At 43.3% G+C, this 25,848-nt stretch carries 23 protein-coding genes and 1 pseudogene; 7 read left to right on the forward strand and 17 right to left on the reverse strand.

What is annotated here, in order from left to right; all coding sequences use genetic code 11:
• Nucleotides 1–17: 17 nt before the first annotated feature.
• Entirely contained in the window at nucleotides 18–1,250 is a 1,233-nt protein-coding gene (locus AAEZ00_RS15805; RefSeq protein ID WP_124012887.1) for an efflux RND transporter periplasmic adaptor subunit, read from the forward strand.
• Nucleotides 1,251–1,262: 12 nt separating this feature from the next.
• Nucleotides 1,263–4,424, forward strand: coding sequence for an efflux RND transporter permease subunit (locus AAEZ00_RS15810; protein ID WP_351089039.1), 3,162 nt, complete (start codon nucleotides 1,263–1,265; stop codon nucleotides 4,422–4,424).
• 232 nt (nucleotides 4,425–4,656) lie between these two features.
• Here AAEZ00_RS15810 and AAEZ00_RS15815 read toward each other — a convergent pair whose 3' ends face one another.
• The 15 genes and pseudogenes from AAEZ00_RS15815 to AAEZ00_RS15885 all read right to left on the reverse strand — a co-directional run bounded on the left by AAEZ00_RS15815 (nucleotide 4,657) and on the right by AAEZ00_RS15885 (nucleotide 18,625).
• Nucleotides 4,657–5,211 (reverse strand): C40 family peptidase, encoded by a 555-nt coding sequence (locus tag AAEZ00_RS15815; protein ID WP_351089041.1) that lies wholly within the window; start codon nucleotides 5,209–5,211, stop codon nucleotides 4,657–4,659.
• 87 nt (nucleotides 5,212–5,298) lie between these two features.
• Entirely contained in the window at nucleotides 5,299–5,883 is a 585-nt protein-coding gene (locus AAEZ00_RS15820; RefSeq protein WP_351089043.1) for a TetR/AcrR family transcriptional regulator, read from the reverse strand.
• 332 nt (nucleotides 5,884–6,215) lie between these two features.
• Nucleotides 6,216–7,868 carry a diacylglycerol kinase family protein gene (locus tag AAEZ00_RS15825; RefSeq protein WP_124012890.1) on the reverse strand — a complete coding sequence of 551 codons (1,653 nt, stop codon included), beginning with the start codon at nucleotides 7,866–7,868 and terminating at the stop codon, nucleotides 6,216–6,218.
• Between the two features lie 211 nt (nucleotides 7,869–8,079).
• On the reverse strand, nucleotides 8,080–8,274 hold the full coding sequence (locus AAEZ00_RS15830; protein WP_101033394.1) for a hypothetical protein: 195 nt from the start codon (nucleotides 8,272–8,274) through the stop codon (nucleotides 8,080–8,082).
• A gap of 80 nt (nucleotides 8,275–8,354) precedes the next feature.
• Nucleotides 8,355–8,530 (reverse strand): annotated as a pseudogene (locus tag AAEZ00_RS15835) (DUF1328 family protein).
• 326 nt (nucleotides 8,531–8,856) lie between these two features.
• On the reverse strand, nucleotides 8,857–10,074 hold the full coding sequence (gene arsJ / locus AAEZ00_RS15840) for an organoarsenical effux MFS transporter ArsJ (protein ID WP_351075396.1): 1,218 nt from the start codon (nucleotides 10,072–10,074) through the stop codon (nucleotides 8,857–8,859).
• A 5-nt stretch (nucleotides 10,075–10,079) separates the two neighbouring features.
• A complete protein-coding gene (locus AAEZ00_RS15845; protein ID WP_124012892.1) occupies nucleotides 10,080–11,090 on the reverse strand; it encodes an ArsJ-associated glyceraldehyde-3-phosphate dehydrogenase in 1,011 nt (336 codons plus the stop codon).
• A 54-nt stretch (nucleotides 11,091–11,144) separates the two neighbouring features.
• A complete protein-coding gene (locus AAEZ00_RS15850; RefSeq protein ID WP_124012893.1) occupies nucleotides 11,145–11,663 on the reverse strand; it encodes a phosphatase domain-containing putative toxin in 519 nt (172 codons plus the stop codon).
• 85 nt (nucleotides 11,664–11,748) lie between these two features.
• Nucleotides 11,749–12,768: an ACR3 family arsenite efflux transporter gene (gene arsB, locus AAEZ00_RS15855; RefSeq protein ID WP_124012894.1), complete on the reverse strand. Its 1,020-nt coding sequence runs from the start codon at nucleotides 12,766–12,768 to the stop codon at nucleotides 11,749–11,751.
• A 24-nt stretch (nucleotides 12,769–12,792) separates the two neighbouring features.
• Entirely contained in the window at nucleotides 12,793–13,635 is an 843-nt protein-coding gene (locus tag AAEZ00_RS15860; protein ID WP_206191844.1) for a metalloregulator ArsR/SmtB family transcription factor, read from the reverse strand.
• A gap of 131 nt (nucleotides 13,636–13,766) precedes the next feature.
• Nucleotides 13,767–14,606, reverse strand: coding sequence for an alpha/beta hydrolase family protein (locus AAEZ00_RS15865; RefSeq protein WP_233768595.1), 840 nt, complete (start codon nucleotides 14,604–14,606; stop codon nucleotides 13,767–13,769).
• A gap of 552 nt (nucleotides 14,607–15,158) precedes the next feature.
• Nucleotides 15,159–16,340 carry a BaiN/RdsA family NAD(P)/FAD-dependent oxidoreductase gene (locus AAEZ00_RS15870; protein WP_124012896.1) on the reverse strand — a complete coding sequence of 394 codons (1,182 nt, stop codon included), beginning with the start codon at nucleotides 16,338–16,340 and terminating at the stop codon, nucleotides 15,159–15,161.
• 135 nt (nucleotides 16,341–16,475) lie between these two features.
• A complete protein-coding gene (gene gpsA, locus AAEZ00_RS15875) occupies nucleotides 16,476–17,492 on the reverse strand; it encodes an NAD(P)H-dependent glycerol-3-phosphate dehydrogenase (protein WP_101033401.1) in 1,017 nt (338 codons plus the stop codon).
• 3 nt (nucleotides 17,493–17,495) lie between these two features.
• Nucleotides 17,496–17,984 (reverse strand): protein-export chaperone SecB, encoded by a 489-nt coding sequence (gene secB / locus AAEZ00_RS15880; RefSeq protein ID WP_101033402.1) that lies wholly within the window; start codon nucleotides 17,982–17,984, stop codon nucleotides 17,496–17,498.
• Between the two features lie 206 nt (nucleotides 17,985–18,190).
• Complete coding sequence (locus tag AAEZ00_RS15885) at nucleotides 18,191–18,625, reverse strand: rhodanese-like domain-containing protein (protein WP_101033403.1); 435 nt, start codon at nucleotides 18,623–18,625, stop codon at nucleotides 18,191–18,193.
• Between the two features lie 249 nt (nucleotides 18,626–18,874).
• Between AAEZ00_RS15885 and gpmM the strand changes: the two genes are divergently transcribed.
• From gpmM to AAEZ00_RS15900, 3 genes are all read left to right on the forward strand, one after another.
• Nucleotides 18,875–20,419, forward strand: coding sequence for a 2,3-bisphosphoglycerate-independent phosphoglycerate mutase (gpmM, locus tag AAEZ00_RS15890; protein ID WP_351079276.1), 1,545 nt, complete (start codon nucleotides 18,875–18,877; stop codon nucleotides 20,417–20,419).
• 10 nt (nucleotides 20,420–20,429) lie between these two features.
• Nucleotides 20,430–21,563, forward strand: coding sequence for a murein hydrolase activator EnvC family protein (locus AAEZ00_RS15895; RefSeq protein WP_124012898.1), 1,134 nt, complete (start codon nucleotides 20,430–20,432; stop codon nucleotides 21,561–21,563).
• A 255-nt stretch (nucleotides 21,564–21,818) separates the two neighbouring features.
• A complete protein-coding gene (locus AAEZ00_RS15900; protein WP_335686938.1) occupies nucleotides 21,819–22,535 on the forward strand; it encodes a divergent polysaccharide deacetylase family protein in 717 nt (238 codons plus the stop codon).
• Here the strand turns inward: AAEZ00_RS15900 and AAEZ00_RS15905 are convergent.
• Both AAEZ00_RS15905 and AAEZ00_RS15910 read right to left on the reverse strand, forming a co-directional pair.
• Entirely contained in the window at nucleotides 22,510–22,965 is a 456-nt protein-coding gene (locus AAEZ00_RS15905) for an Rrf2 family transcriptional regulator (RefSeq protein ID WP_124012900.1), read from the reverse strand. The genes AAEZ00_RS15900 and AAEZ00_RS15905 overlap by 26 nt on opposite strands.
• 35 nt (nucleotides 22,966–23,000) lie before the next feature.
• Nucleotides 23,001–23,252: a YkgJ family cysteine cluster protein gene (locus AAEZ00_RS15910; protein WP_101033408.1), complete on the reverse strand. Its 252-nt coding sequence runs from the start codon at nucleotides 23,250–23,252 to the stop codon at nucleotides 23,001–23,003.
• A gap of 319 nt (nucleotides 23,253–23,571) precedes the next feature.
• Between AAEZ00_RS15910 and rihA the strand changes: the two genes are divergently transcribed.
• Together rihA and rbsK are read left to right on the forward strand one after the other, a co-directional pair.
• A complete protein-coding gene (gene rihA, locus AAEZ00_RS15915; RefSeq protein WP_124012901.1) occupies nucleotides 23,572–24,504 on the forward strand; it encodes a pyrimidine-specific ribonucleoside hydrolase RihA in 933 nt (310 codons plus the stop codon).
• A gap of 53 nt (nucleotides 24,505–24,557) precedes the next feature.
• Nucleotides 24,558–25,466 (forward strand): ribokinase, encoded by a 909-nt coding sequence (gene rbsK / locus AAEZ00_RS15920; protein ID WP_351079282.1) that lies wholly within the window; start codon nucleotides 24,558–24,560, stop codon nucleotides 25,464–25,466.
• The last annotated feature ends 382 nt before the right edge of the window (nucleotides 25,467–25,848 follow it).

The raw sequence follows: 25,848 nt of genomic DNA on the forward strand, positions 1-25,848 counted from the left end.
GATTAAAGGACCGCACCATGAAGACGTTAACATCAATTAAAACCACTTTATTAGTCAGCCTAACGGCATTGCTATTAGTGGCGTGCGGCGAACAACCTGCACAACAAGCCAATACATCTGCAGCGCCTAAGGTAGATGTTGCTAACGTGCTTTATGAGCGCATTACCGAGTGGGATCAATTTACCGGACGCTTACAAGCCCCTGAAAAGGTCACTTTAGTGCCTCGCGTATCGGGCTATATTGAATCGATTAACTTTAAAGAAGGCGCGCTAGTGCAAAAAGGCGATGTGTTATTTACCATCGACTCGAGTGTTTTTATTGCTGAATATGAACGCCTTAAAGCAGAATTAACCAGTGCTCTATCGGCCAATCAACTCGCTAAAAATGACTACGCACGGGCAAATAAACTTTTTTATCAAAAAGCGGTATCAGAAGAGCTAATTGATACTCGTCGCTCTACTATGCATCAAACTGCGGCAGCGGTTGCGTCAGTTAACGCCGCATTAACCCGCGCACAACTTAACGTTGAATACACCCATGTTACCGCTCCTATCACGGGTCGTGTTTCATATGCCAACGAAACCGCAGGTAACTTCGTTACGGCAGGACAAACACATCTCACCAGTTTAGTATCAACATCGCATATGTACGCTTATTTCGATATCGACGAGCAAAGCTATTTAAAATATGCGGCCTTATCGTTCGAGAATAAACGCCAGAATCCTCGTTTAGGTAACAATGCCGTGGTTATGGCGCTTGCCAATGAAACCAGTTTTAATCACCAAGGCGTGATCGACTTTGTTGATAATGCAGTAAACCAACAAACCGGTACTATTCGTGTTAGAGCCAACTTTGCTAATCAAGACAATCAGTTACTTCCAGGCTTATTTGCTCGCATCAGCATTGCTGGTAGCGAGTCGTATCAACGTATTTTAATTGACGACAAAGCCATTATGACTGACCTAAGCAACAAGTTTGTCTTAGTGGTAAGCGACAAAAATATCCTTGAATATCGTGGTGTTAGCCTCGGAGCGAAACTTCATGGTTTGCGTATTATTACCGCAGGGTTATCGCCTAACGACACCATCGTGGTTAACAGCCTGCAAAAAGTACGTCCTAACGTCACTATTGAGCCAAACCTGACCGAAATGGCAGGTGACGGTCAGCTTGAAGCCTTGCATCAAGCGCAACAAATCCTCGATAACCAGCCTCTCACAGCACAAGTTGCTGATGACGCTAGTCAAGGTTAAGGAAACTACACTATGTTGTCTCAATTTTTTATTAAAAGACCGATTTTTGCCGCTGTTCTGTCGCTACTGTTCTTTATTTCAGGCGCGCTGGCGGTATGGCAATTACCGATCACCGAATACCCTGAGGTAGTACCGCCAACAGTCGTTGTTACGGCAAACTACCCAGGCGCCAACCCAAAAGTAATCGCCGAAACGGTTGCCTCACCACTTGAGCAAGAGATAAACGGCGTAGAAAACATGTTGTACATGTCTTCACAAGCCACATCCGATGGCCGCATGACGCTAACCATCACCTTTGCGATTGGTACTGACGTTGATTTAGCTCAAACCCAAGTGCAAAGCCGTGTAGAGCGTGCAAAACCTCGCTTACCAGAAGAAGTACAACGCTTAGGTATTGTGACCGAAAAGTCATCACCGAGTTTAACCATGGTGGTGCATTTAACCTCGCCCGATAACCGTTATGACATGTTATATCTGTCTAACTATGCGGTATTGAAAGTGAAAGACGAATTAGCCCGAATTACCGGTGTAGGGGCGGTGCGCGTATTTGGCGCAGGTGACTACAGTATGCGTGTATGGCTAGATCCTAATAAAGTGGCAGCAATCAGTTTATCTCCGAGTAATATTGTTGCCGCTATTCGTGAGCAAAACCAACAAGCAGCAGCAGGAAGCCTAGGCGCACAACCTAGTGGCGACAGTGATTTCCAATTATTGATCAACGTTAAAGGTCGTTTATCCAGCGTTGAAGAGTTCGAGAATATTATTATTAAAGTGGGCGATGAAGGTCAGATCACCCGTTTAAAGGATGTTGCTCGGGTTGAATTAGGCGCATCAACTTATGCCCTACGTTCAATGTTAGACAATAAAGACGCTGCTGCACTACCTGTTTTCCAAGCATCGGGTTCAAACGCGATTCAAATATCTGATGATGTCCGTTCTAAAATGGCTGAATTGTCTCAGGCATTTCCAGAAGGATTAACCTACGACATCGTCTACGATCCAACCGTGTTCGTCCGCGGTTCAATAAAAGCGGTAGTGCAAACACTGCTCGAAGCTTTATTGCTGGTAGTACTCGTCGTGGTACTGTTTTTACAAACGTGGCGCGCATCCATTATTCCATTAGTGGCCGTTCCGGTATCGCTTGTGGGTACCTTTGCCTTTATGCACCTATTGGGCTTCTCACTGAATGCCTTATCATTATTTGGTTTGGTATTAGCCATCGGTATTGTCGTTGACGATGCTATCGTGGTGGTTGAAAACGTTGAACGAAATATCTCTGACGGTTTATCTCCTGCTGCTGCCACCCAAAAGGCAATGAAAGAAGTGACCGGCCCGATTGTCGCCACCACACTGGTTCTAGCAGCAGTATTTATTCCAACCGCCTTTATGTCAGGTTTAACCGGCCAGTTTTATAAGCAGTTCGCGCTGACGATCACCATTTCCACCTTTATTTCAGCGATTAACTCGTTAACCCTGAGCCCTGCATTATCGGCATTACTGCTTAAAGGTCATCACGAGAAAAAAGATGTGCTTACTCGTGGCATGGATAAACTGCTGGGAGGCTGGCTATTCAATCCATTTAATCGCCTGTTTGCGCGCATGTCTGAAGGTTACGGTTGGCTGGTTAAAAAGATCATCCGTTTTGGTGCGGTTGTCGGCATTATTTATATCGGTTTAGTCGGCTTAACAGGCTTACAATTTGCCAACACCCCTACTGGTTATGTACCAGGGCAAGATAAACAATATCTTATCGCCTTTGCACAATTGCCTGATGCCGCGTCATTAGATCGCACTGAAGCTGTCGTGAAAGAAATGTCACGAATTGCCTTAGCGCAACCTGGTGTCGCCCATGCGGTAGCCTTTCCAGGCTTAAGCATTAATGGCTTTACTAACAGCACCAATAGCGCCATTTTGTTTACCCCGTTGGATGACTTTGCCGATCGCAAAGATCCATCATTATCAGCAGGCGCAATTGCAGCAGCGTTAAATCAACAGTTTGCCGCCATTGACGGTGCGTATATTGCGATTTTCCCACCACCGCCAGTACAAGGCTTAGGCACCATTGGTGGCTTTAGATTACAAATTCAAGACCGGGCAAACTACGGTTATGAAGAGTTGTATAAAGTGACCATGGAAGTGATGCAAAAAGCATGGGCAACGCCAGAGTTAGCGGGGGTGTTCTCGAGTTATCAAGTGAGTGTGCCACAACTTGACGTGAACATTGATCGTACTAAAGCCAAACAACAATCGGTGTCGTTAGACGAATTGTTTTCCACATTACAGGGTTACATGGGCTCGGTTTACGCCAACGACTTCAACCAATTTGGCCGCACTTATCAAGTTAAGGTGCAAGCCGATGAGCAGTTTAGACAAACGCCAGAACAAATAGCCCAACTTAAAGTACGCAACAACCAAGGCGAAATGGTGCCTATTGGTTCATTTATTAATGTGACCAATACATCCGGGCCTGACCGAGTCATGCATTACAACGGTTTTACCACTGCAGAACTTAACGGTGGTGCTGCGCCAGGATACAGTTCTGGTGAGGCACAAGCTGCGATTGAAAAAATATTGGCAGAAACCTTACCCAATGGCATGACTTACGAGTGGACAGAGATCACTTACCAGCAGATTTTGGCCGGTAATGCGGGTACCTATATTTATCCGTTAATTATCTTATTAGTGTTTATGGTATTAGCGGCGCAATATGAAAGTTTAACCTTGCCATTAGCCATTATTCTTATTATTCCAATGACACTATTGTCAGCATTAACAGGGGTGCTTATCTACGGTGGCGATAACAATATCTTTACCCAGATTGGTTTGATTGTACTGGTGGGGCTGGCAACCAAAAACGCCATTCTGATTGTTGAGTTTGCCAAGGAGTTACAAGACAAAGGCATGCAACCATTAGAGGCGATACTTGAAGCGGGTCGTTTACGTTTACGGCCTATTTTAATGACCTCGATTGCCTTCATTATGGGGGTGGTACCTATGGTATTCTCGAGCGGACCAGGTTCAGAAATGCGCCAAGCAATGGGTGTTGCAGTATTCTCTGGCATGATTGGGGTGACTATTTTTGGCCTTATCCTCACGCCACTGTTTTACTATGCTCTGGCTAAGCGTGGCAAACATAACGCCGAGTTAGCTGAACCAGTCGAGTCGCACGACTAAATACCTAATGGGATCAATCATCACAAAAAAGAGCTAACCCTAGGGTTAGCTCTTTTTTATTGCCCTGCCACTAACTCAAGCATCTGCTGTACATGAACCTTATGCCAAAATATAAATAGTTAAAACAAATTAATAACTTAGATGAAATAGCATTAGGTAATCTAACCCTTTAAAATATAACCGATGTCGACATTCACATTGAAGAGCACCCGCTCATTAGGCTGATGGCGCATTATAAATTGTCTTGCTGTTGAACATGATCAACAAGACTGGCTATCGACATATTTTGCTCAAACGTTGGGTTTTTTAAGCGTGTTGCAAACCAAAAACGCGGCTTCCAATAGATATTATTCAAACTCGAAATTTTGACCCCTTTTTTAGTCGAGGCATGTAAAAAACGATTGTTGCCCATGTAAATACCGACATGGCGAACGGTTCGAGTGGTTTTAAAAAACACTAAATCGCCCGTTTGCAACTGAGCTCGCGGCACCTCTTTACCCATAATACGCTGCGCGTTTACAGTACGAGGTAATTTGTCACCGACAATATTAAGGTAAGCCAAATACACAAATCCTGAACAATCAATACCGTTTTTACTCAGCCCACCTAAACGATAAGGGGTACCTTTCCATTCGTTATGAAAACTTAGCAGGTTTGACTCGCTCCATTTTGGCGGCGGTTGCAACATAGGCGGTACCGCCACAGGTATAGGCGCAACCACAGGAGGCTTTGCCGCACACGCAGACAACAACACCACTACACAACCAACTAATAATCCTTTAGTCAATTCGACCCACTCCAAGACCCGAAAAATCACCCAAAATATAAACGTGTCACAATAAGCAATCAAAATCACGCTTGCCGATATAGACGTTTAACGAGTCATCATTTGCATGCACTGCACTAAAGCCCGTTTAGTCGCTATTTTATCCGCTTTAATTTGTGAGCGTAGCATAGTTCCTTGCCAGTTTGACCAAAAAACACTCGCTAATATTGATGCCGATAAGTCGGCACGAATATGCCCTTGTTGTTGACCTTGTTGAATAAGTGCACTCAATAAACCTAACCATTTATCGTAAAGATGAGTCAATGTTTGATGCAATAATAGTGATTGTGGACTCACCTCAACCATCAAGTTACCGATAACACAGCCGCGAGGCTGATGACCACTAAAAAGCTCATCAATGAGTTGATGATAGCCATTCAATAGCGTCGATAAATTGGCTTTAAAATTCGCACTAGGATCAATCGCAATGGGTTGAATGCGTTGTTGGAAATAATGTTCGGCAACGGCAGCTGCAAACGCTTCTTTACTGGCAAAATAATGGTAAAAAGAACCTTTAGGAATGCCGACTTCATCGAGGATCAATTTAATGCCTACGCCACTGTATCCATGCAAAGCAAAAAGCTTTTCGCCTACGGCACAAATCGACTGTTTACTGGTGATATTTTTGTTCATAGGGCCTCCCATTTTAGTGACAGAATAAACAAGAATAGACCAGTCGTCTACATTTTTGCGAAACATCGAGTCTGTTATTGTATTGTCATGGTAAAATAAGCATTATTAGTGAGTATTTGGCTTAATACTCTCGTCCAGCCGTTGATTGTCGGTGCGTTTCAGCGCAACCGTGGTCGATATGCTGATGACCCCTTTTCTGGCACTGTTTGCGCTTGTACAACACGCTTCAGCTGCCACTTAACAACAAGATACAAGTACATATCAACGCAGTAAAATAACCGCTTGCGGTATTAATTATCCCAACCAAAAGCTAGCGACTTAGCAAACATTCGCTAAAGGTGTTTACTGACATTAGGTATAAACACCTTTAGGGACTTGGGCTTGACTTTAATACACAGATCTTCAGATTCAAATAACTCACCGTCAATCACATATTGGCATGACGAATCAGTATTTAAGTAGATTTTCTTGGCTTGTACATGCCGAATACCACTCACTTGATCATCCTCACGCGCTCCGGTTAAGCCAGCAAATAGCAGCTCGGTCATACTCAATAATTGTTGTTGTGATACTTCACTCGACTCAATCCAAGTAATGTCTAACAAGCCATCGGTGATATTGGGTTCACCATTACCTTGTGCTAACAAACTGGTAAAGGGTGCAGCATTGGCAATCACTAGGCTAGTGGTGTTAATCACTTGAATTTCACCACCATCAAGCTGTAACCTCATCGACAATGGTTGGTTTTCTTCTATCGCCTCCCACAAACCATTAAGATATGCCCACTGGCCTAGCTGATCTTTTCGGTCACGATCAGCTTTTTCAATCATTTTTTGCTCAAAGCCTAATCCCACCAGCAACAACATCAACTGATTATTACAAATGGCGGTATCAATTCGCTGACAATGACCTTGAATTAAAATATCAAGCGCTTGCGACACAGGAACCAACTTACTGGTTACGCCAAATAAGGTATGACTTAGTGCGTTGGTGGTTCCCATCGGAATAATACCTAAGAAAATATCAGTATCGACAATAACCGATGCCACCTCGTTAACTGTGCCATCACCACCGCAGGCCACAATAATATCCGCACCCTTGTTTTTGGCATGTTCGGCGAGTTGCCCAGCTGACTTATCTTTGGCGGTATGCAGCACTTCAAGCTGAAAATAGTCCGACAAGGTTTGGATTATATGATCAGCTTCATCATGCCACTTGCCACCACCTGACACTGGGTTAACAATTAACCAAGCGCGTTTGTGGATGTTAATTTGGTTCCGGCTATGCATTTTCTCTACCGCAGCCAACTGCCATTTATTTAACCGTGCCGTTTGACGAATATTATTAATGGATTTAAGCACATCACTAAAATCACTGTGTTGATCACGACACACCAAATAAGCCGCTAACACCAACACAGAACGTCCTCGACCTAAGGCACAATGCACCACCACATTTTTGCCGTTACCGACTTGAGTGTGCAACCAATTGATGGCTTGATTTAACTGCGCGACAGTCGGCACGCTGTGATCCAATACGGGAATATTTAAATAGGCGATATGTTCATCAACCAAGGTCCACTCTAATGCGTCAAATTCGGCAGTAACATCCAAAATCGCATCAATTTTTCTTTCCTTAAGCAGGCTAATATCACTCGGAAACAATCGACAAGCCAAATACAACTGCTTATCAATTTTTTGGATTGCGGGCACTTTATCGTGCTGTCTCGCCCAAGCGTTATACACTTGGCAACCCATTAAAAATGGAATAAAACTCCAACTGATATACCAAGGAATACTGCCATCTTGGCTTTTACGGAATATGCCTGCGCTATTAACCCAATACGCCGAACTCACCAGCCCCAAAGACAATGCAATCCAGCCAAAAATGAGCTTAAGTACCACGTAAGGAAGCGCCACACATAAGCACAAAGCCAATAATACGCCAAGGGTATAATAATATTTAATATGAATTCGGCTGAGCATGGGGGTCCTCCTGCGATAGAAAAGCAGCACATGTGTGCTGCTTGGGCTAATGCTTATTGTAATAACACTCTGGTCTCTTCGCGGCAGTCACTCAAGTATTCCACTTCAGCTTACATTAGCGTAAAGGCAATTACCCCTACATCAATAATCCTAAGCTAAAAAGCTTAATGGCTCTGAACGGATAAAATAGTTAATTAGATAGATTTGGTAGTTAACAGTCTGGATCTTCTGCTTTCATACCTTCTTTTACATCTTCACATGCATCTTCAACAGCATTACCTGCATCTTGGATCATTTCATCCACTTTCTCGCCAGCATTCTCAGCTTTGTTATCTGAACAGGCTGATAAACCTGCGGTTAAAAACACCATTAAGCTTGCCATTGTCAGTAATTTTAATAATTTCATATTCATCTCCAAGATGATGGTTGTAATCGAATAATTTTATATCGCTAACCTTATCTCGAGTTAAGAGATCAGGTTAACTACTATGCTCGGGGACCTTTGCCTCTAATCGCATTGGCTACTAATGAAATCACCAGTAACACAATAAAAATAAAGAAAATAATTTTCGCGATACCTGCTGCGGCACCGGCAATACCCGTAAAACCCAATAGACCCGCTATAACGGCTATAACTAAAACATTAATGTCCAGCCCAACATAAAAACCTCCTTGGTGTACGGTTCACATTGTGATGTGCGTTGAATTTACGCTGACGGTTGACACAAATATCTTATCTCTATCGTCAAAATTAACGATTCACACCACGACTATGTGTTAGTTAAAGCTAACATTGTGCCAACTTCAACAAAAAACTATAAGACCATGATTTGTAGATATTTTAATTTAAGGTAAGAAGATCAATAATGAAGAAGCCATAGTCGAGCAGGCAATTTTTACCGATGATACGGTAAGGATTTCAGGCTATCACGGTTAGGTAGCGAAATATCGATATGTAAACAAAAATGCATCTATTAGCTGTAATGGCTTACCCTTTATGAGGCAACTTAAGTGAAATTAAGGCAGCAAGAGCGACAAAACTACTGGATATCCATAAACAGGCTTCTAAGCCATATTCTTGAAACACCCAACCTGAAAGTACTGTACCCATTAACCGTCCCATGGCATTAGCCATATAGTAAAAACCCACATCCAGTGACACTCCATCACTGCTGGCGTAGCTAACGATTAAGTAGCTGTGCAGTGATGAATTAATCGCAAACACCGCGCCAAATAACAATAAACCCGCTATTAATGTTACCTGGATATAAAAGTCAAAATGCAGAGTGAGAGCAATAGCCGCCGGGATCAGTAATAAGTAGCTTGCCCATGCAAATGCAGCTCGACCGCTCGGCACTTTGCCCTGCCGTTTACCGGTGAAATAAGGTGCAATAGATTGTACGATCCCATAACCAATTACCCAGCTAGCCATAAAGCCGCCAACCCACCAATGATCCCAGCCAAAGGTTGTGGCTAAAAATACCGGTAATGCCACCACAAACCATACATCTCTGGCGCCAAACAAAAACATCCGCGCCGCCGACAGTAAGTTAATCGCCTGACTTTTCGAAAAAATATCTTTGAATTTGGGTTTGTTTTTAGCTTTGCCTAAATCATCTTTTAAGGTCACTAAACTAAATAACCATACAATGCCTAATAACGTGGCCATTAACATAATAGCCCCTCTAAATCCCAAGCCCGTAAGCAACACACCACCTAAAAAGAACCCCACCCCTTTTAAGGCATTTTTAGAACCGGTTAACAGCGCCACCCACTGATAAAGCTTACCCTCGGCATCTGCTGGCACCAGAGTTTTAATGGCACTTTTGGCGCTCATTTTATTCAAATCTTTGGCGATACCCGACAAGGCCTGCGCTGCCATCACGTAAACCACTGTGAGCATGTCAGCAGGCACGGTTAGCATGGCTAACGCCACGATTTGCAGGCCTAAGCCAATATTCATGGTGTTATTAAGGCCAAGCCTTGCCCCTAACCAACCGCCAATAAGATTGGTGATCACCCCAAAGATTTCATAAAACAAAAACAACATCGCAATATTTAACGGGCTGTAACCTAGCTGATGAAAGTACAGCACCACCAGCATACGCAAGGCGCCATCGGTTAAGGTAAATGCCCAATAATTAGCGGTGATCAGCAAATACTGCTTTATCGATGGTGGTAAGCTACGCAATGAAACCAGCCCCATGAACGCTATTCCTTATCAGCTAAGCCGACTTTGCGCGCCAGCTCTGCAGTGCGATTAGCGTATCCCCACTCATTGTCGTACCACACATACAGCTTAACTTGGGTGTCATTGACTACCATGGTCGACAAGGCATCGATAATGCTTGAACGTGGGTCGGTTTTATAATCTACCGACACTAATGGACGTTCTTCATAGCCCATAATGCCTGCAAGTTCTTGTTGTGATGCCTGCTTAAGCAGCTGATTTACTTCTTCAACTGTAGTGCCTCGCGCCACTTCAAACACGCAATCGGTAAGCGAAGCATTAGCTAACGGCACGCGTATCGCATGGCCATTTAACTTGCCTTTTAGCTCAGGAAAAATATGGGTGATGGCAGTCGCTGACCCCGTGGTGGTCGGAATTAAACTGATGCCACAAGCCCTTGCGCGGCGTAAGTCTTGATGCGGTGCATCCAAAATAGTTTGGGTATTAGTAATGTCGTGGATTGTCGTCATCGAGCCATGCTTAATGCCAATTTTCTCATGGATCACTTTCACCACTGGCGCCAAACAGTTGGTGGTACAAGATGCCGCGGTCACTATAGGGTGGATGGCTTTATCGTATAAATGCTCGTTTACACCCATCACAATGTTTAACACGCCGTCTTCTTTTACTGGCGCAGTCACCACAACCCGTTTTACACCTTGATCTAAATAAGCTTGCAGCAAGGCTGTGGTTTTTATCTTACCTGATGCTTCAATCACCACGTCACATTTTGACCAATCGGTATCTTTAGTCGCAATATTACGACTACAAGGAATGGCGTTACCATTAATCACTATCGCCTCCCCATGATGGGTCGCCTCATGATGCCAACGGCCATGCACTGAATCAAAGGTCATTAAATGGGCCAAGGTCGCAGCGTCGCCAGCAGGATCGTTAATGTGCACTATTTCAACATCGTCCCAATCATATGCAGCGCGCATAGATAAACGTCCCATACGGCCAAAACCGTTAATGCCTATTTTTATCGTCATAATGGTGTCCTACTAAATAAAGTTAACTAACCTCAACTCGAGTAAAAGATGAGGTTAACAATTAAAAGCATTGAAATAATCGCGTTGGATCGAATGCGTCAGTGCTTTTGGCCGTAAGCTTTGCACCGCAGTTACTGCTTTATCTTTTGGCCAACCAAGGCTGGCAAGAATTAACCCAATCACTAATCCAGTGCGTCCCGAACCGCCTTTGCAATGCACCGCAATGGTGCCTTGGTTATTAATCACCTCAATAATCTGCGCTTTATTAGCTAACCAATTAGCTTCAAATTCGGCACCGGGTGCGGCATCGTCTAAAATGGGCAATTGCACCCAGGCGATCTGTTGTTTGGCGCATTCTGTCGGTAGTTCGGTAGCATTATTGCGCGCCATTTCGTCATCGAACATCAAGGTGATTAACATCTGCGTGCCGGCACGTTTTAATGTGGCAAGCGACTCGATTAACGGTTCATCTTTGGTACCAGGGCACGGGGTAAAAATTAATTTGGCGCCATTCTCACACAATGAGTCTAATGGCGAATCTAACGCTAAGATATCGAAAGGATGTTGCTGCATGATTAATTCCACTGTTAATTTAGAACGTATTATTTCGTCGTCATAAAAAACGTATTCGAAATACTTATCAAAATAATCGTCAACATTAATGCTTAAACCAATGTTGAGTACGATTAATAATCGCCACCAGCGACAACATCACCGGCACTTCTACCAACACCCCAACCACAGTGGCTAAGGCTGCACCCGAGTGCAAACCAAACAGGGATATAGCTACCGCAACGGCAAGCTCAAAAAAGTTAGAGGTACCAATTAAGCAAGCTGGCCCAGCAATATTATGCTTTAATTTCAATAATATAGCAGCAAAATACGCTATCGCAAAAATCCCGTAAGTTTGAATCACCAATGGCACCGCGATTAAGCCAATGGTTTGTGGGTCGGACACGATAACCTTGGCCTGAAACCCAAACAGCAACACCACAGTGGCCAGTAAGCCGACAATCGACCATGGTTTTAATCTTGCCACTAATCGATCCACTCCTGGTGTGCCGCCTTGATGATTAAGCACATAACGCGTGGTCACACCCGCCATTAATGGCAGTAATACATACAGCACCACTGAAATAAGCAAGGTTTCCCATGGCACCTGAATGTCACTCACCCCCAGCAAAAATGCCGAAATAGGCGCAAAGGCAAAAATCATAATCACATCGTTAACCGACACTTGCACTAAGGTGTAATTAGGATCGCCCTTAGTTAATTGCGACCATACAAATACCATTGCCGTACAGGGTGCAACACCTAATAAAATCATCCCTGCGATATATTCTTGTGCCGATGCGGGGTCAACTAAGTCGGCAAACAGCACTTTAAAAAATAACCAACCTAATGCGGCCATGGTAAAAGGTTTAATCAACCAGTTAACGACAATCGTCAGTAATAATCCCTTGGGGTTTTTACCGACATCTTTAATGGCTGAAAAATCAATTTGCACCATCATTGGGTAAATCATTACCCAAATAAACAACGCCACCACAAGGTTAACGTGGGCAACTTCAAGACTCGCAATGGTCTGAAATACTTGTGGTTGCCATAGCCCTAACAGCACTCCGGCAAGCATACTTAAGCCAACCCATACCGATAAAAATCGTTCAAACAAGCCCATTACGATCACTCCTATTTTGCTGAATCAGCGACAAAAACTCACTTTATTAGGCCGGTTTTGCATAATATCTAGTCGTTGTAGATGAGCCATAATCAAGCCAATATTGTTCTCGGTCGTTGCAGCTATTACAGACTTTGCCCATAACGGTAAATTAGGGTTAATTCGATAAAATACCCACTGGCCATTTTTTCGGTCGCTAATAATAGCGGCCTTTTTTAACAACGCTAAATTGCGAGACACCTTAGGTTGGCTGTCCTCATTCAATGCCTCCATCAGCTCGCACACACATAACTCACCATGATAATGAGTCAGCATTAGGCTTTTTAAGCGAATGTCATCGGTTAAGCATTTATAAAATGCGATGGGATCAACATCGGCGAATACCTCGGGAGGTGTTTCATTTGCGCCAATGACGTCTACCTTGGCGGTCACCTCCGCCGTGGTCTTAGCCTTGGCAGTAACGTTGTTTTCCACCAGTAGAAACATCGACAAGCGGTTATTCAGCTCAGCTAAGGTACTTGAAAAGGGTTGATGACCTGCGCGGCTTTTAGGATCGGGAAAATCCCAAGCCAGTTGTTTACCTGCACCAGGAAAACGACGGCATTCTGTATTGGCTTTATCACAAAGGGTAATCACGTAATCAAATGTTTTACCTGCAAACGTTTGTACGTTTTTAGACACTAAACCACCCGTATCAACACCAAAACGCGCTATGGCCTCAATCGCCCTGCTGTCGATATCTTCGGGCTGAGTCCCTGCACTAAACACATCAAATTGATCAGACGCTTTACTTCTTAGCAAAGCTTCTGCCATTTGAGAACGCGCCGAATTGCCGCTACATAGAAACAACACAGTTTTCTTTTTCATTGGTGGCACATCCAATTAAAACACACTGAACATTGTATATATGCTTTTTTACATATACAACCAAGAAAAACAAAAAAGCCTATTCTGTAAATGAATAGGCTTGAATGGTTAACTTAAATGAAGAGGTCGCTTTAGTGCTTATCTAACCAGTTAAGCGCCAGTGGCCATAAGGTTTGCGACTTACTGCTAAAAAACTTCATATGGCCAATGTCTGATAATCCATAATCACTTGGGGTTAAGGTTAAGGTTTGCCCGTTAAGCTTAGGAAACACCGACATCATGTCTGCTACGTTGGCGTTATTGGCAATGTCATCATCAACGGCGTTAACCCACAATGACGGTAAGGTCAGCTCATTGTAATAATGCTGGTGCACGGTTTTACCAAAAGCAGTTTTGACATACCCTTGACCATTGCACCATTGCTGCCATTGTTTGGCGACATCCTTTGGCAATGGCTCTCCCATACCCAGCCACTGAGACTTGGTATGACCAAACATCGCATTACTGAAAGGAATAAAAAAGTTCATAAAAAAATGTGCTTGAATCAGATAAGCCAACTTCATATTTTTTAACTGACCAGAAGAACAGGCAAAATTGAACATTGAACTGATGTCCATCGCATTATGCATTAACCCAATGAGTTGACCACCAGCACTGTGGCCCACCAGATGATAGTTTGTATTCGGAAATACCTCTTTTAAACATTCCAACACCGCAGGCATATCTTTTTCACCCCAACACTGTAACGACGAGGCACTCTTCGCAACTGGCACCGTTGATGATCCACCAATACCCCGGTTATCAAACGTAATAACGCCATAGCCATTGCAGGCAAGGTAGTTAGCAAAATTTCCGTAAAACTGTCTTTTGATCCCAGTAGCAGGCGCCATCAATACCGCACCCTTCACTGTAATAGTTGGCTCATAAATAGTTGCAGCAAGTAACTCACCATCGCTGCACTTAATTGTCATTTGCTTTACATTCTGCTGATTCATCGTTTTTAGTTACGCCAAATGGGTGTTAATGCAAATTATCTATATGCCAAGATATTTTGTACCATGGGGGGTATTAAAACGATAGTTTTAATCTTGTGTTTAAAGTAAATACTCGGCCACACTGGCATGATAGAACATCCATTACCTTTATAAAGAACAAGCCGTTTCCACAGGTGTCTTTCCATCAAGGTCGTTTTATGGCTTGTTGTCTAGTGTCGTTACTGTTGAAAAGTCTGAGGTTGAGTCCCTAGCTCCCAAAGGGGCCAATCTTGAAAACTTAACATTGGAAGGCTTAGCGTTAGAAGGATGGCATTCAGAGAATAAGACTGGTTGCCATTTATCTTCTGCAGGGGTTTATTGCTTATGACTATCATCCTTAATATCACTCGACACTCAATATATTCCTTATTGCTGTTTAACAGCGATAAGCCCACCAACATCCCTTGGTGATTTCAGCTCACCGCTTTTACTGATTACTTCACCACTTAAAATCCCCAGACTACTGGTTCTTTTATCATAGTTACAAATCTAAACGGCCAACCCTGCCGCGACACCAGAGCTCCAGGCCCATTGAAAATTAAACCCGCCTAACCAACCACTTACGTCCATTACTTCACCAATAAAATACAATCCTGGGACCTTGTTGGCTTGCATGGTTTTAGATGACAGTTCATTGGAGTCAACACCACCTAAAGTGACTTCTGCGGTGCGGTAACCTTCAGTACCATTCATGATGATTGACCAATGATTTAACTCATTAGCCAGCTTTTCACGCTCACCATGACCGAGTTGGTTTAGGGCTTTATCTAATTGAGACTCTTCAAATAGCGCTTCAACCAAGCGTTTAGGTAACCATTGGCTTACTGTATTACGTAGACTTTGTTTTGGGTGATGTTTTAAGGCAAATTCGATTTTATCTAACGCGCTTTCACCCGGCAACAAGTTGATTGAGATAGCTTCACCTGGCTGCCAATAATTTGAAATTTGTAATACGGCTGGACCTGATAGACCGCGATGAGTAAACAATAAAGCCTCACTAAACTGGGTGCCATCTTGCGCGGTAATGGTTGTTGGCACGGCAATGCCAGATAACGGCTCAAAACGAATTTTTTGATCGCTATGCCAAGTGAACGGTACTAGGCCTGCACTGGTAGGTAACACTTTTAAGCCAAATTGCTCTGCCAACTTATAGCCATAAGGCGTGGCACCCAGCTTTGGCATCGATAAGCCTCCGGTGGCAATAACCAGTGAATCACAGCTTAAATCACCGTTAGAGGTATTTAAATTGAAACCGGCTTCAGTCTTGCTAACCGAGAGTATTTCAGTGCGCAGCTTTACCTTGGCACCTGCCCATTCGCACTCGGTCATCAACATAGTGACGATTTCTTTAGCGGAGTCATTACAAAATAACTGCCCATGGTCACGTTCATGGTATTCAATCCCGTGTCGCTCAACCAGTTCAATAAAGTCGCTTGAGCGATAGCGGGCCAATGCCGATTTCACAAAGTGCGGATTACCACAAATAAACTGCTGCGGCTCAACTTTTTGATTGGTGAAGTTACAACGTCCGCCGCCACTGATCAGAATTTTTTTGCCTGCTTGTTTGGCATTATCCAGCACCAACACATCACGACCTCGATAGCCCGCGGTAGCAGCACACATTAACCCTGCCGCACCGGCGCCGATAATGATTACGTCATGATGTTTCACGTTTTACTCCACACGGTTTAAATGGGTTACTTGGTTCTTAATTGATAACTATTAAATGCAAAAAAGGATGCTATTTTAGCATCCTTTTTACTAGGGTCTGTTAACCTTTATGGCTAACTTAACTACTGTGCCGCACTATTTTTTGAGTGTTTCAGACTTTTTATCTCGGCTGAGTAACACTTTTGACGCTTCAACAGGAGATTTACCTTGGTAAAGCACTTGATAGATTTGCTCAGTAATCGGCATTTCTACCCCTAGGCGTTTGGCTAAGGTAAACACTTCTTTGGTATTACGGTAGCCTTCGACTACTTGACCAATTTCTTGTTGCGCGGTGATCACGTCTTTGCCTTGACCTAAAGCCAAGCCAAAACGACGGTTACGCGACTGATTGTCGGTACAAGTTAACACCAAGTCACCTAGACCCGCCATGCCCATAAAGGTTGATGCATCAGCGCCAAGCGCGACACCTAAACGGCTAAGTTCGACTAAACCACGGGTTATTAATGCCGTACGAGCATTAGCACCAAAGCCAATACCGTCAGACATTCCAGCACCAATCGCAATCACGTTTTTAACCGCGCCGCCTAGTTGTATACCAGTAAAGTCGTCATTGGCGTAAACGCGCAGACGTTCTGGACTGTGGAGTAGCTCAACCAAATCATGAGTAAACTGAGGGCAAGTACCGGCAACCGAAATGGCTGTTGGTAAACCAGCCGCTAATTCTCTCGCAAAGGTTGGACCTGACAATACCGCCAATGGATACTGTTCGCCTAATTGCTCGCGGGCAACATCTTGTAATAAACGACCGGTTTCGGGTTCTAGCCCTTTAGTCGCCCACACAATCCGAGCATCTTCACGCAATAACGGCTTAGCTCGTTTGAGTACATCACCAAATACATGGCTAGGGACTACCACTAAGATATTTTTGCTTGCCGCGAGTGCCTTTCCTAAATCAGCTTCGATGGCTAAACAATCAGGAAACTGAATACCAGACAGAAACTCCTCATTACTGCGCTGCTCAGTTAAGCGCGCCATATGATCGGCTTCATGACCCCAAAGTAATACCTTGTGGCCGTTACTGGCTAAAGAAATAGCAAGGGCGGTGCCATAAGAGCCCGCCCCTAATACCGTGATTTCGGCAGCGTTATTCATAGCTTATGCTGTGACTTCTTCGGCAGAATTTGCTTGTTCTGCTGCAGTTTGACGCTGTTGAACGTACTGAGCAAATAGCGCATCAAAGTTAACTGGAGCAAGGTTTAGTTGTGGGAAAGTACCACGGCCAACTAAATTACCCACTAATTCACGTGCGTATGGGAATAATACGTTAGGGCAGTATGCACCTAAAGAATGAGCAAGTTGTTGCTCAGTTAACCCAACGATGGAGAAAATACCCGCTTGCTGAACTTCACATAAAAATGCGGTGTCTTCGCCGTTTTTAGCCGTAACGGTTAACGATAAAATCACTTCATATGTGTCATCAGACAGCTTGTTGCTGCGAGTATCTAAATCTAATTTTACTTCTGGGTTCCATTCTTTCTGGAAAACAGCTGGGCTGTTTGGCGTTTCAAAAGACAAATCCTTTGTATAAATACGCTGAATGTTGAACTGTGGTGCTTGCGCTTCGTTGTTTGCTACTTCAGCCATAATTTCCTACCTATCGATGTTATTTAGCTTTTCTGTGAAGCTAATTGTGTTGGGCTTGCTCTTAATGTATATAGAATTAATCTAACATTAGTGCTATCCCGTAAAGTTGATCCGGCTCGATAAATGGTAACGAACAAGATCTTGATAATAAACAGTGTTAGCTCATTCCCAAACTTGTTAACACTGAATACCATTAAGCAACAGTATTAACGCTTGCTTTTAACTACGGGTAAATTTGCACCCTTCCATTCGCCCATGCCACCTTTAAGGTTAGACACGTTTTCAAACCCTTGTTTAGTAAGAAGTTGAGCGGCTTGAGAAGATGTAGTACCTGAGTCACATACTAATATAATGGGGTTAGTTTTGAAATTTTCAAGGCTAGTGACTTGATTATTTTTAATTTCTGATAAGGTCACATTAAGCGCATCAACAATATGGCCTTTTTTAAATTCTTCTTTACCTCGCACATCAACGACTCTGGCATCTTGCTTATTCACCATGAGTGTTAGCTCTTGATGACTGACAAGTTTCACTTTTGATATACTTGATTTAATGACACTGAAAACAAGCGTTACAAACAAGCCGACCCAAGCCAAACTTAACATTGGGTTCGCTTTAAAAAATTCCATATATTCTTGCATAATTACTAATTTCTCTGACGATGACTAAGATGAGATGGCCTCGAGTATATCGTTTTGCTCGGCAGTTTTCATTAAAGAAACACCTAAAATAGACGCTTTAAGCCGACTTATTCGTGACTGGTCCCTCGTTATTAGCTGCTTTAGTTATATCTTCAAACCTATATGCCTTTTGCACATTATCAAGAAGTAGTAATATTCATACAATTGAAATTTTATAACACTTCTATTTTCAACTTAAAAGGTACTTGCATGACGACAACAAAACGTCCACTCGCATTACTTATCCTTGATGGCTGGGGTTCCCGTGAAAACACGCAAGATAATGCGATTTTTCATGCCAACACCCCTGTTTTAGATAAGCTCAATGCGCAATATCCTCACAGTCTTATTTCGGGTTCTGGTATTGACGTCGGATTACCCGATGGCCAAATGGGTAACTCTGAAGTAGGCCATATCAATATTGGTTCAGGCCGAATTGTGTATCAAGAACTCACCCGCATCAGTAAAGCGATTGCCGACCATGAGTTTGAGAAAAACCCAGCACTTTGCGATGCGGTAGACAAAGCCATTGCCGCTAACGGTGCCGTTCACATTATGGGGCTTTTGTCTGCCGGTGGCGTTCACAGCCATGAAGAACATATTGAAGCTATGTGCCGTATGGCCGTTGAGCGCGGCGCAACCAAAGTGTACTTACATGCCTTTTTAGATGGCCGAGATACACCTCCGCGCAGCGCTAAAAACAGCTTGCTTCATTTTGACGAGCTATTTGCCTCACTAGGTCATGGCCGCACGGCATCGATTATCGGTCGTTACTTTGCCATGGATCGTGATAACCGTTGGGACCGCGTATCGCAAGCCTACGAATTAATCACCGAAGGCAAAGCCAAGTTCGCTTATGCTTCGGCAGCAGAAGCGCTGGACGCTGCATATGATCGAGATGAAAACGATGAATTTGTTGCTGCATCTGCAATTGTTGATGCTCAAGGCGAAGCAGCTGAGTTAAACGATAACGATTCGCTCATTTTTATGAATTTCCGCGCCGATCGTGCCCGCCAAATTACCCGCTGTTTTGTCAATCCTGATTTTGATGGCTTTGCACGTAATAAAACACCAAAAATCAACTTTGTGATGCTGACTGAATACGCGGCCGATATTAACGCCGCAGTAGCCTATCCATCTGATAATTTGGTGAATACCTTAGGTGAAACCCTGCAAAAGCAGCATAAAACTCAACTGCGCATTTCAGAAACTGAAAAATATGCTCATGTGACCTTCTTTTTCAATGGCGGTAAAGAAGAGCCATTTGAAGGCGAAGATCGCATTTTAATTCAGTCTCCTAAAGTCGCTACCTACGATTTGCAACCTGAGATGAACTCAGCAGAACTGACCGACAAACTGGTCGCGGCTATTGAGTCTGCAAAATATGATGTGATAATTTGTAACTATCCAAATGGTGACATGGTTGGCCATACTGGTAAATTTGATGCTGCCGTTAAAGCCTGTGAAGCGGTTGATGCTTGCATTGGTCGTGTAGTAGAAGCATTAGCCAAAGTGGATGGCGAGTGTTTGATTACCGCCGACCATGGTAACGCAGACCAAATGACCGACCCGATAACAGGTCAACCTCATACGGCCCATACCAGTGAGTTAGTACCGTTTATTTATGTTGGCCGTGACGCCACAATAAAAGACAACGGGCGATTGAGTGATATTGCGCCAACTATGTTAACCTTGATGGGCCAAAGCATCCCAAAAGAAATGAGTGGACGCTGTATTATTGACCTTAAAGAGTAAACATTAACTCGTGATAACTCGTTTATTTGTTAAAGCCAGCATTGTTGCTGGCTTTCTAATCTTTTCATTTGTGGCAACTAGTGCTGATTTGTCTTCACGCCAATCGGCTTTGAAGTCTATTCAAGCACAAATAAACCAACAACAAAATTCGCTCAAAGATACAGCCAAGCAACGCGAAAAGCTTAATTCGTTACTTAAAAGTGATGAACAAGCCATTGCAAAAGCAGCTCAAAAAGTTAATCAATCACAAAACCAATTATCTGCGGTTAACCTAAAAGTTAAAGAATTAGATAAACAACAAGTTAATTTAGCCGAACTGAAACTGAGTCAGCAAGATACCTTATCAAAACAGCTTTCTAGTGCTTATTTGGCTGGTAATCATGATTACACTAAAATGATGCTTAACCAGCAAAATCCGGCTACGGTTGAACGCATGCTGGCGTATTATCAATACCTCAACAATGCCCGTATAAAAGCCATTCAGCAACTAAAGCAAACCAGCATTGATCTTAATAAAATCAAACAACAGCAAGTCACAACGCAACAAAAACTCAATGCTTTAGTGATAGATCAAAAACAACAGGCACAGCAATTAACCAAAGAGCAAAGCCAACGTCAACAAACTCTGACTCAATTGCAACGAACCTTATCCACTAAAGGCGCAAAATTAGAACAACTGCAAATAGAAGAGGCGAGTTTAAAACGCATCGTACAACAAGCTATGATTGCCGCAAAAGCCAATCCAACGATGGATGGATTAGTCAGTCAAAAAGCTAAATTAAAATGGCCAACCAAAGGCCGATTAAGTAAACGCTTTGGTAGCAGCCGCTCAGGACAAATTGTGTGGAAAGGTGCAGTACTTGCTGCACCAGAAGGACAAGATATTCATGCTGTGGCGTCAGGGAAAGTGATTTATGCCGACTGGTTACGTGGTTTTGGTATGGTGCTCGTCATTGATCACGGTAAGGGCTATATGAGCCTCTACGGTCACGCCCAAACACTATTAAGACAACCTGGTGATATGGTAAAAAGCGGCGAGTCTATTGCGCTCGTGGGTCGATCTGGGGGGCAAAGTGAGCCAGGATTATATTTCGAAATCCGTAATAAAGGTAAGGCCGTTGATCCTGCCTATTATTGTCGTTAGCCGCTCAAACACTCGGCATTGATATTCCATGATGTAATGCATTGGTTTAGCGCATTATTGAACACCGGCGAACACTGTCCCCAATATGGCGATAAACAGCCCTTGTAATTAGTACGGTATCAATAGAGATATTCATGACTATAATCAATCTGTTATGCTGATATTCTGCTATACTGATATGAATAATAACTCACAACTAGATAAGCTAAACTTGTGCGCAATCGACTCCTAATCCTATTCTGCCTATGCAGCATCATGCCTGCTACCGCCGCTAAATTAGCCATCATCATTGATGATATTGGTTATCGCCTAACTGACGAAGCCACATTGTCATTACCTAATGCCATCACTTTGTCGGTATTACCCCACACTCCGTTAGGACAAAAACTCGCGCAAGATGGTTTCGATAAAGGTCATGAGATTATGCTGCACCTCCCCATGCAAGCCTTAAATGGTAAAGCACTTGGACCTGGAGGGTTAACAAATGACATGACTGAGGTGCAAATTAAACAGAAATTACAAAGAGCATTCGCTAACATCCCATTTGCTAAAGGGGCGAATAATCATATGGGTAGTTTACTCACTCAGATGGATGAGCCGATGCTATGGGTAATGCAAAGCCTCAAACAGCAACAATTGTTTTTTGTCGATAGTTTTACTACTAAATACACCAAAGCGGGTAGCAAAGCCTTACAACTTGGCGTACCAGTACTAAGAAGGCATGTTTTTTTAGACAACAATATTGATGATCGAGCTCTTGAAAAGCAGTTCCAACAGATAATTAAGCGATCAAAGCAACAGGGTCAGCTCGTCGCTATTGCACATCCTTACCCTGAAACCATTCGATTTTTAAACGCTAATTTGGCTCGTTTAAAAGACAATGGCATCACATTAGTGCCCACATCTCAATTATTTGATGACGTGAATGTCGCGACAACAAGCCAGCCTAATCCATCTGCAACACTGAAATAGATAAGTCCGGTAATGTAGACAAAATCTCTGCTTTGTTCGATATAATATCGGCTAAAGTATATTGATCAAGTACAGCCAAATAGGCGGTAACCGCTTGGCCTAAGACTCCTTTTAATCGACATATTGGCGTAAATCGGCAATATGGTAATTCACAATTGATGGGCGATAATGAATGTTCTAAATCGCGAACCAATTGACCGATTAGTACCTCATCCGCGGTTTTTGCCAATCTAAAGCCACCGCTTTTACCTCTGACAGTTTGTAAATATCCCAGCTTTCCCAATTGATGGATAATCTTAGCTACATGGTTTGAAGAAAGATCAAACACACTGGTCACTTCTGCAATTCGAAATAAACTTTCGCGTTCAGGTTGTACCGCAAGATACATTAAAATGCGAATACCAAAATCTGTATATCGAGTTAGTTGCATGATCTAAAATATCCAAGGTAAATAAAACGGGCAGATTAGCATGTTGAAGACTCTAAATCAGTGATCAACCATAAAGCTTGTTCATTTTTGGTGCCACACACATCAATACTTGCACTAAACTCGGCACATACAACTGGACGATGTGGCTGACCGAAGATCATACACAGATTATCATCATTTAATTGAATACAACGCACCCCAGCAGGTTTACCATTTGGCATACCCGGTATTGCACTAGTAATAGAAGGCGCAATACAGCAAGCACCGCAACCTAGACGACAATTCACACTACTCTCCACGATTTCAAAACAGTTATACCTTCACTTAAACACGTTAAACAGCCATATGGAAAAACAAGCTTAATTTGCAGCAATGCTGCAGATGTTATATCGCCAATAGCAGGCCTTTTCACTCGCTTATTGGCCATTATAACATTTGGATCACTCATCACGCTTCGATAGTCTACAACGAGGTTATCATAACGGTATTCAATAGCGACTAGCAGTGGGTTTAATCTCTATATTAGATCACATTTACATCGTTTAAGCATTAATACAATCAGCCATGATGATACAGTAACCACACATTCAAATAAGGAAATCACCCATGAAACGTCCCGTTATACTTGATTGCGACCCAGGTCATGATGATGCCATTTCACTTATCTTAGCACTCAGTTCTTCTGAGCTTGATGTCTTAGCGGTAACAACCAGTGCAGGTAATCAAACACCAGATAAAACCCTAAATAATGCATTACGAGTATTAACATTGCTCGGGCGTCACGATATTCCGGTAGCCGGTGGCGCACCGAAGCCATTAGCAAGAGAACTGATCATTGCTGATAATGTACATGGAGAAAGCGGCCTTGATGGGCCCAAATTGCCAGATCCAGCCTTTGCGCCTGTAGAACAAACAGCCATTGAACTAATGGCCGATAAAGTTGGCAACAGCAAACAACCCGTCACTCTTGTCCCTACAGGGCCACTGACTAATATTGCTTTATTTTTGGCTGCTCACCCTGAACTGCATCACAACATCGACAGCATAGTGCTAATGGGCGGCGCAGCAGGTGAAGGCAATTGGACTCCAGCGGCTGAATTCAATATTTTTGTCGACCCAGAAGCGGCTGACATGGTGTTCAAATCAAGCATACCTATTGTGATGTGCGGCTTAGATGTGACTCATAAAGCACAAATCATGGATGAAGATATTGAGCGTATTAGAGCAATTAATAACCCTATCGCTCTATGTGTCGCAGAATTACTCGACTTCTTTATGATTTATCATCGAGATCCAAAGTGGGGCTTCACCGGTGCACCACTACACGACCCTTGCACTATCGCATGGTTACTCAATCCATCACTATTTACCGCTGTCGATTGCTGGGTTGGCGTTGAGACGAAAGGGGAGTATACACAGGGTATGACCGTGGTTGATCGTTATCAATTAACCGCTAAACCTCACAATGCTAAAGTATTGTTCGATATTAACCGAACCGGTTTTGTCGACTTCATTGTTGAACGATTAAACGATTACTAGCAAATCAATGCCATGCAGAATCACTTAATTCTGCATGGGTTATAAGGAAATACATGAGCACTTTACTGGTTGTCGGCAGTGCCAACGCCGATCATGTCCTAACATTCAACGAATTACCCCAAGCAGGACAGACCTTAATTAGTCAGCAATATCGACTTGAACTAGGTGGAAAAGGGGCAAACCAAGCTGTTGCGGCTGCCCGATTAAGTAATACTGGCCAGAACGTATGTTTTATCAGTGCTCTGGGTGACGACAGCAACGCAGCAACAATGCGTAAAACCTGGGCCGCCGATGGGATTGACCTAATTGGTTGTTATGAAATAGCCAATGAGAGTACTGGCACAGCGGTGATTTTTGTTAACCAGCAGGGCGAGAACTGTATTGGAGTTGTGCCTGGCGCCAATGCCTATTTGTCTGCACAACATCTTCAGCAACAACAGGCATTATTTACCCAAGCTAATTTCTTGCTGGTTCAACTAGAAACTTCGTTAGACAGTGTTCATCACGCATTAACATTAGCCAAACAACATCACTGCACAACTATCCTTAACCCAGCACCAGCGGCAAAACTGAGTAGCGATTTATTGTGTTTAATAGATATCATTACCCCCAATGAGACTGAGGCTTTCGCATTAACGGGAATTGATGTTATCGATCAACAAAGTGCAGCAAAAGCGGCAGAAAGTCTTCACAGGCAAGGGATTAATATTGTCATTATTACTCTAGGCAGTAAAGGTGCTTATGTCAGTGAAAAAGGCCAAGGGCGAATAATTCCAGCGCCCACAGTCAGCGCAATAGATACCGTAGCAGCCGGAGACACATTTAATGGCGCACTGATGGTAGCATTAGATGAAGGAAAAACCTTAAACGAGGCGGTCAAATTTGCCAATAAAGCATCTTCTCTCGCAGTCACTCGCCACGGAGCGCAAAGCAGCATTCCTTATCGAAACGAATTAGCTTAACCAGTAGTAAAAGTAATCCGGGTACGTTTTACTTCACTAAATCACATGAACGAAAAAGGCCTTTGCAGTAATGCAAAGGCCTTTTTCGTAAGTTTGCGGGCGAATATTACGGCTGCAATAAGATAAAGGACGAGAAGCATGGGAGCCGACGGGACTATTAGCACAAGACTATTAGCACAAGACTATTAACACGAGATTGTTTTGCGCAGATTGAGTTGAGAGTGACCCCATGTAACGTCTACCGCGTTGTGTTTTTAGGGAGTCTACAATCCCCATGTATGGGGTGAATGATCGCTCTATGACTGGTATTTCACCAAATTTCAGATACAAAAAAGCCTCGTCATATGACGAGGCTTAGATGTAATTGGCGGAGTGGACGGGA

This window comes from Shewanella sp. S1-49-MNA-CIBAN-0167, from assembly GCF_040310145.1.
Lineage (GTDB): Bacteria > Pseudomonadota > Gammaproteobacteria > Enterobacterales > Shewanellaceae > Shewanella > Shewanella psychromarinicola.

Excerpts from the sequence above, each read along its gene's own strand:
- AAEZ00_RS15865 (WP_233768595.1), bottom strand. The coding sequence starts at position 14,606 with ATGACAATTAAGTGCAGCGATGGTGAGTTACTTGCTGCAACTATTTAT.
- AAEZ00_RS15830 (WP_101033394.1), bottom strand. The coding sequence starts at position 8,274 with ATGAAATTATTAAAATTACTGACAATGGCAAGCTTAATGGTGTTTTTA.
- gpsA (WP_101033401.1), bottom strand. The coding sequence starts at position 17,492 with ATGAATAACGCTGCCGAAATCACGGTATTAGGGGCGGGCTCTTATGGC.
- arsJ (WP_351075396.1), bottom strand. The coding sequence starts at position 10,074 with ATGGGGCTGGTTTCATTGCGTAGCTTACCACCATCGATAAAGCAGTAT.
- AAEZ00_RS15905 (WP_124012900.1), bottom strand. The coding sequence starts at position 22,965 with ATGCAACTAACTCGATATACAGATTTTGGTATTCGCATTTTAATGTAT.
- AAEZ00_RS15810 (WP_351089039.1), top strand. The coding sequence starts at position 1,263 with ATGTTGTCTCAATTTTTTATTAAAAGACCGATTTTTGCCGCTGTTCTG.
- AAEZ00_RS15850 (WP_124012893.1), bottom strand. The coding sequence starts at position 11,663 with ATGCAGCAACATCCTTTCGATATCTTAGCGTTAGATTCGCCATTAGAC.
- AAEZ00_RS15825 (WP_124012890.1), bottom strand. The coding sequence starts at position 7,868 with ATGCTCAGCCGAATTCATATTAAATATTATTATACCCTTGGCGTATTA.
- secB (WP_101033402.1), bottom strand. The coding sequence starts at position 17,984 with ATGGCTGAAGTAGCAAACAACGAAGCGCAAGCACCACAGTTCAACATT.
- AAEZ00_RS15900 (WP_335686938.1), top strand. The coding sequence starts at position 21,819 with ATGCCTGCTACCGCCGCTAAATTAGCCATCATCATTGATGATATTGGT.
- arsB (WP_124012894.1), bottom strand. The coding sequence starts at position 12,768 with ATGGGCTTGTTTGAACGATTTTTATCGGTATGGGTTGGCTTAAGTATG.
- AAEZ00_RS15820 (WP_351089043.1), bottom strand. The coding sequence starts at position 5,883 with ATGAACAAAAATATCACCAGTAAACAGTCGATTTGTGCCGTAGGCGAA.
- AAEZ00_RS15805 (WP_124012887.1), top strand. The coding sequence starts at position 18 with ATGAAGACGTTAACATCAATTAAAACCACTTTATTAGTCAGCCTAACG.
- rbsK (WP_351079282.1), top strand. The coding sequence starts at position 24,558 with ATGAGCACTTTACTGGTTGTCGGCAGTGCCAACGCCGATCATGTCCTA.
- gpmM (WP_351079276.1), top strand. The coding sequence starts at position 18,875 with ATGACGACAACAAAACGTCCACTCGCATTACTTATCCTTGATGGCTGG.
- AAEZ00_RS15845 (WP_124012892.1), bottom strand. The coding sequence starts at position 11,090 with ATGACGATAAAAATAGGCATTAACGGTTTTGGCCGTATGGGACGTTTA.
- AAEZ00_RS15860 (WP_206191844.1), bottom strand. The coding sequence starts at position 13,635 with ATGAAAAAGAAAACTGTGTTGTTTCTATGTAGCGGCAATTCGGCGCGT.
- AAEZ00_RS15885 (WP_101033403.1), bottom strand. The coding sequence starts at position 18,625 with ATGCAAGAATATATGGAATTTTTTAAAGCGAACCCAATGTTAAGTTTG.
- rihA (WP_124012901.1), top strand. The coding sequence starts at position 23,572 with ATGAAACGTCCCGTTATACTTGATTGCGACCCAGGTCATGATGATGCC.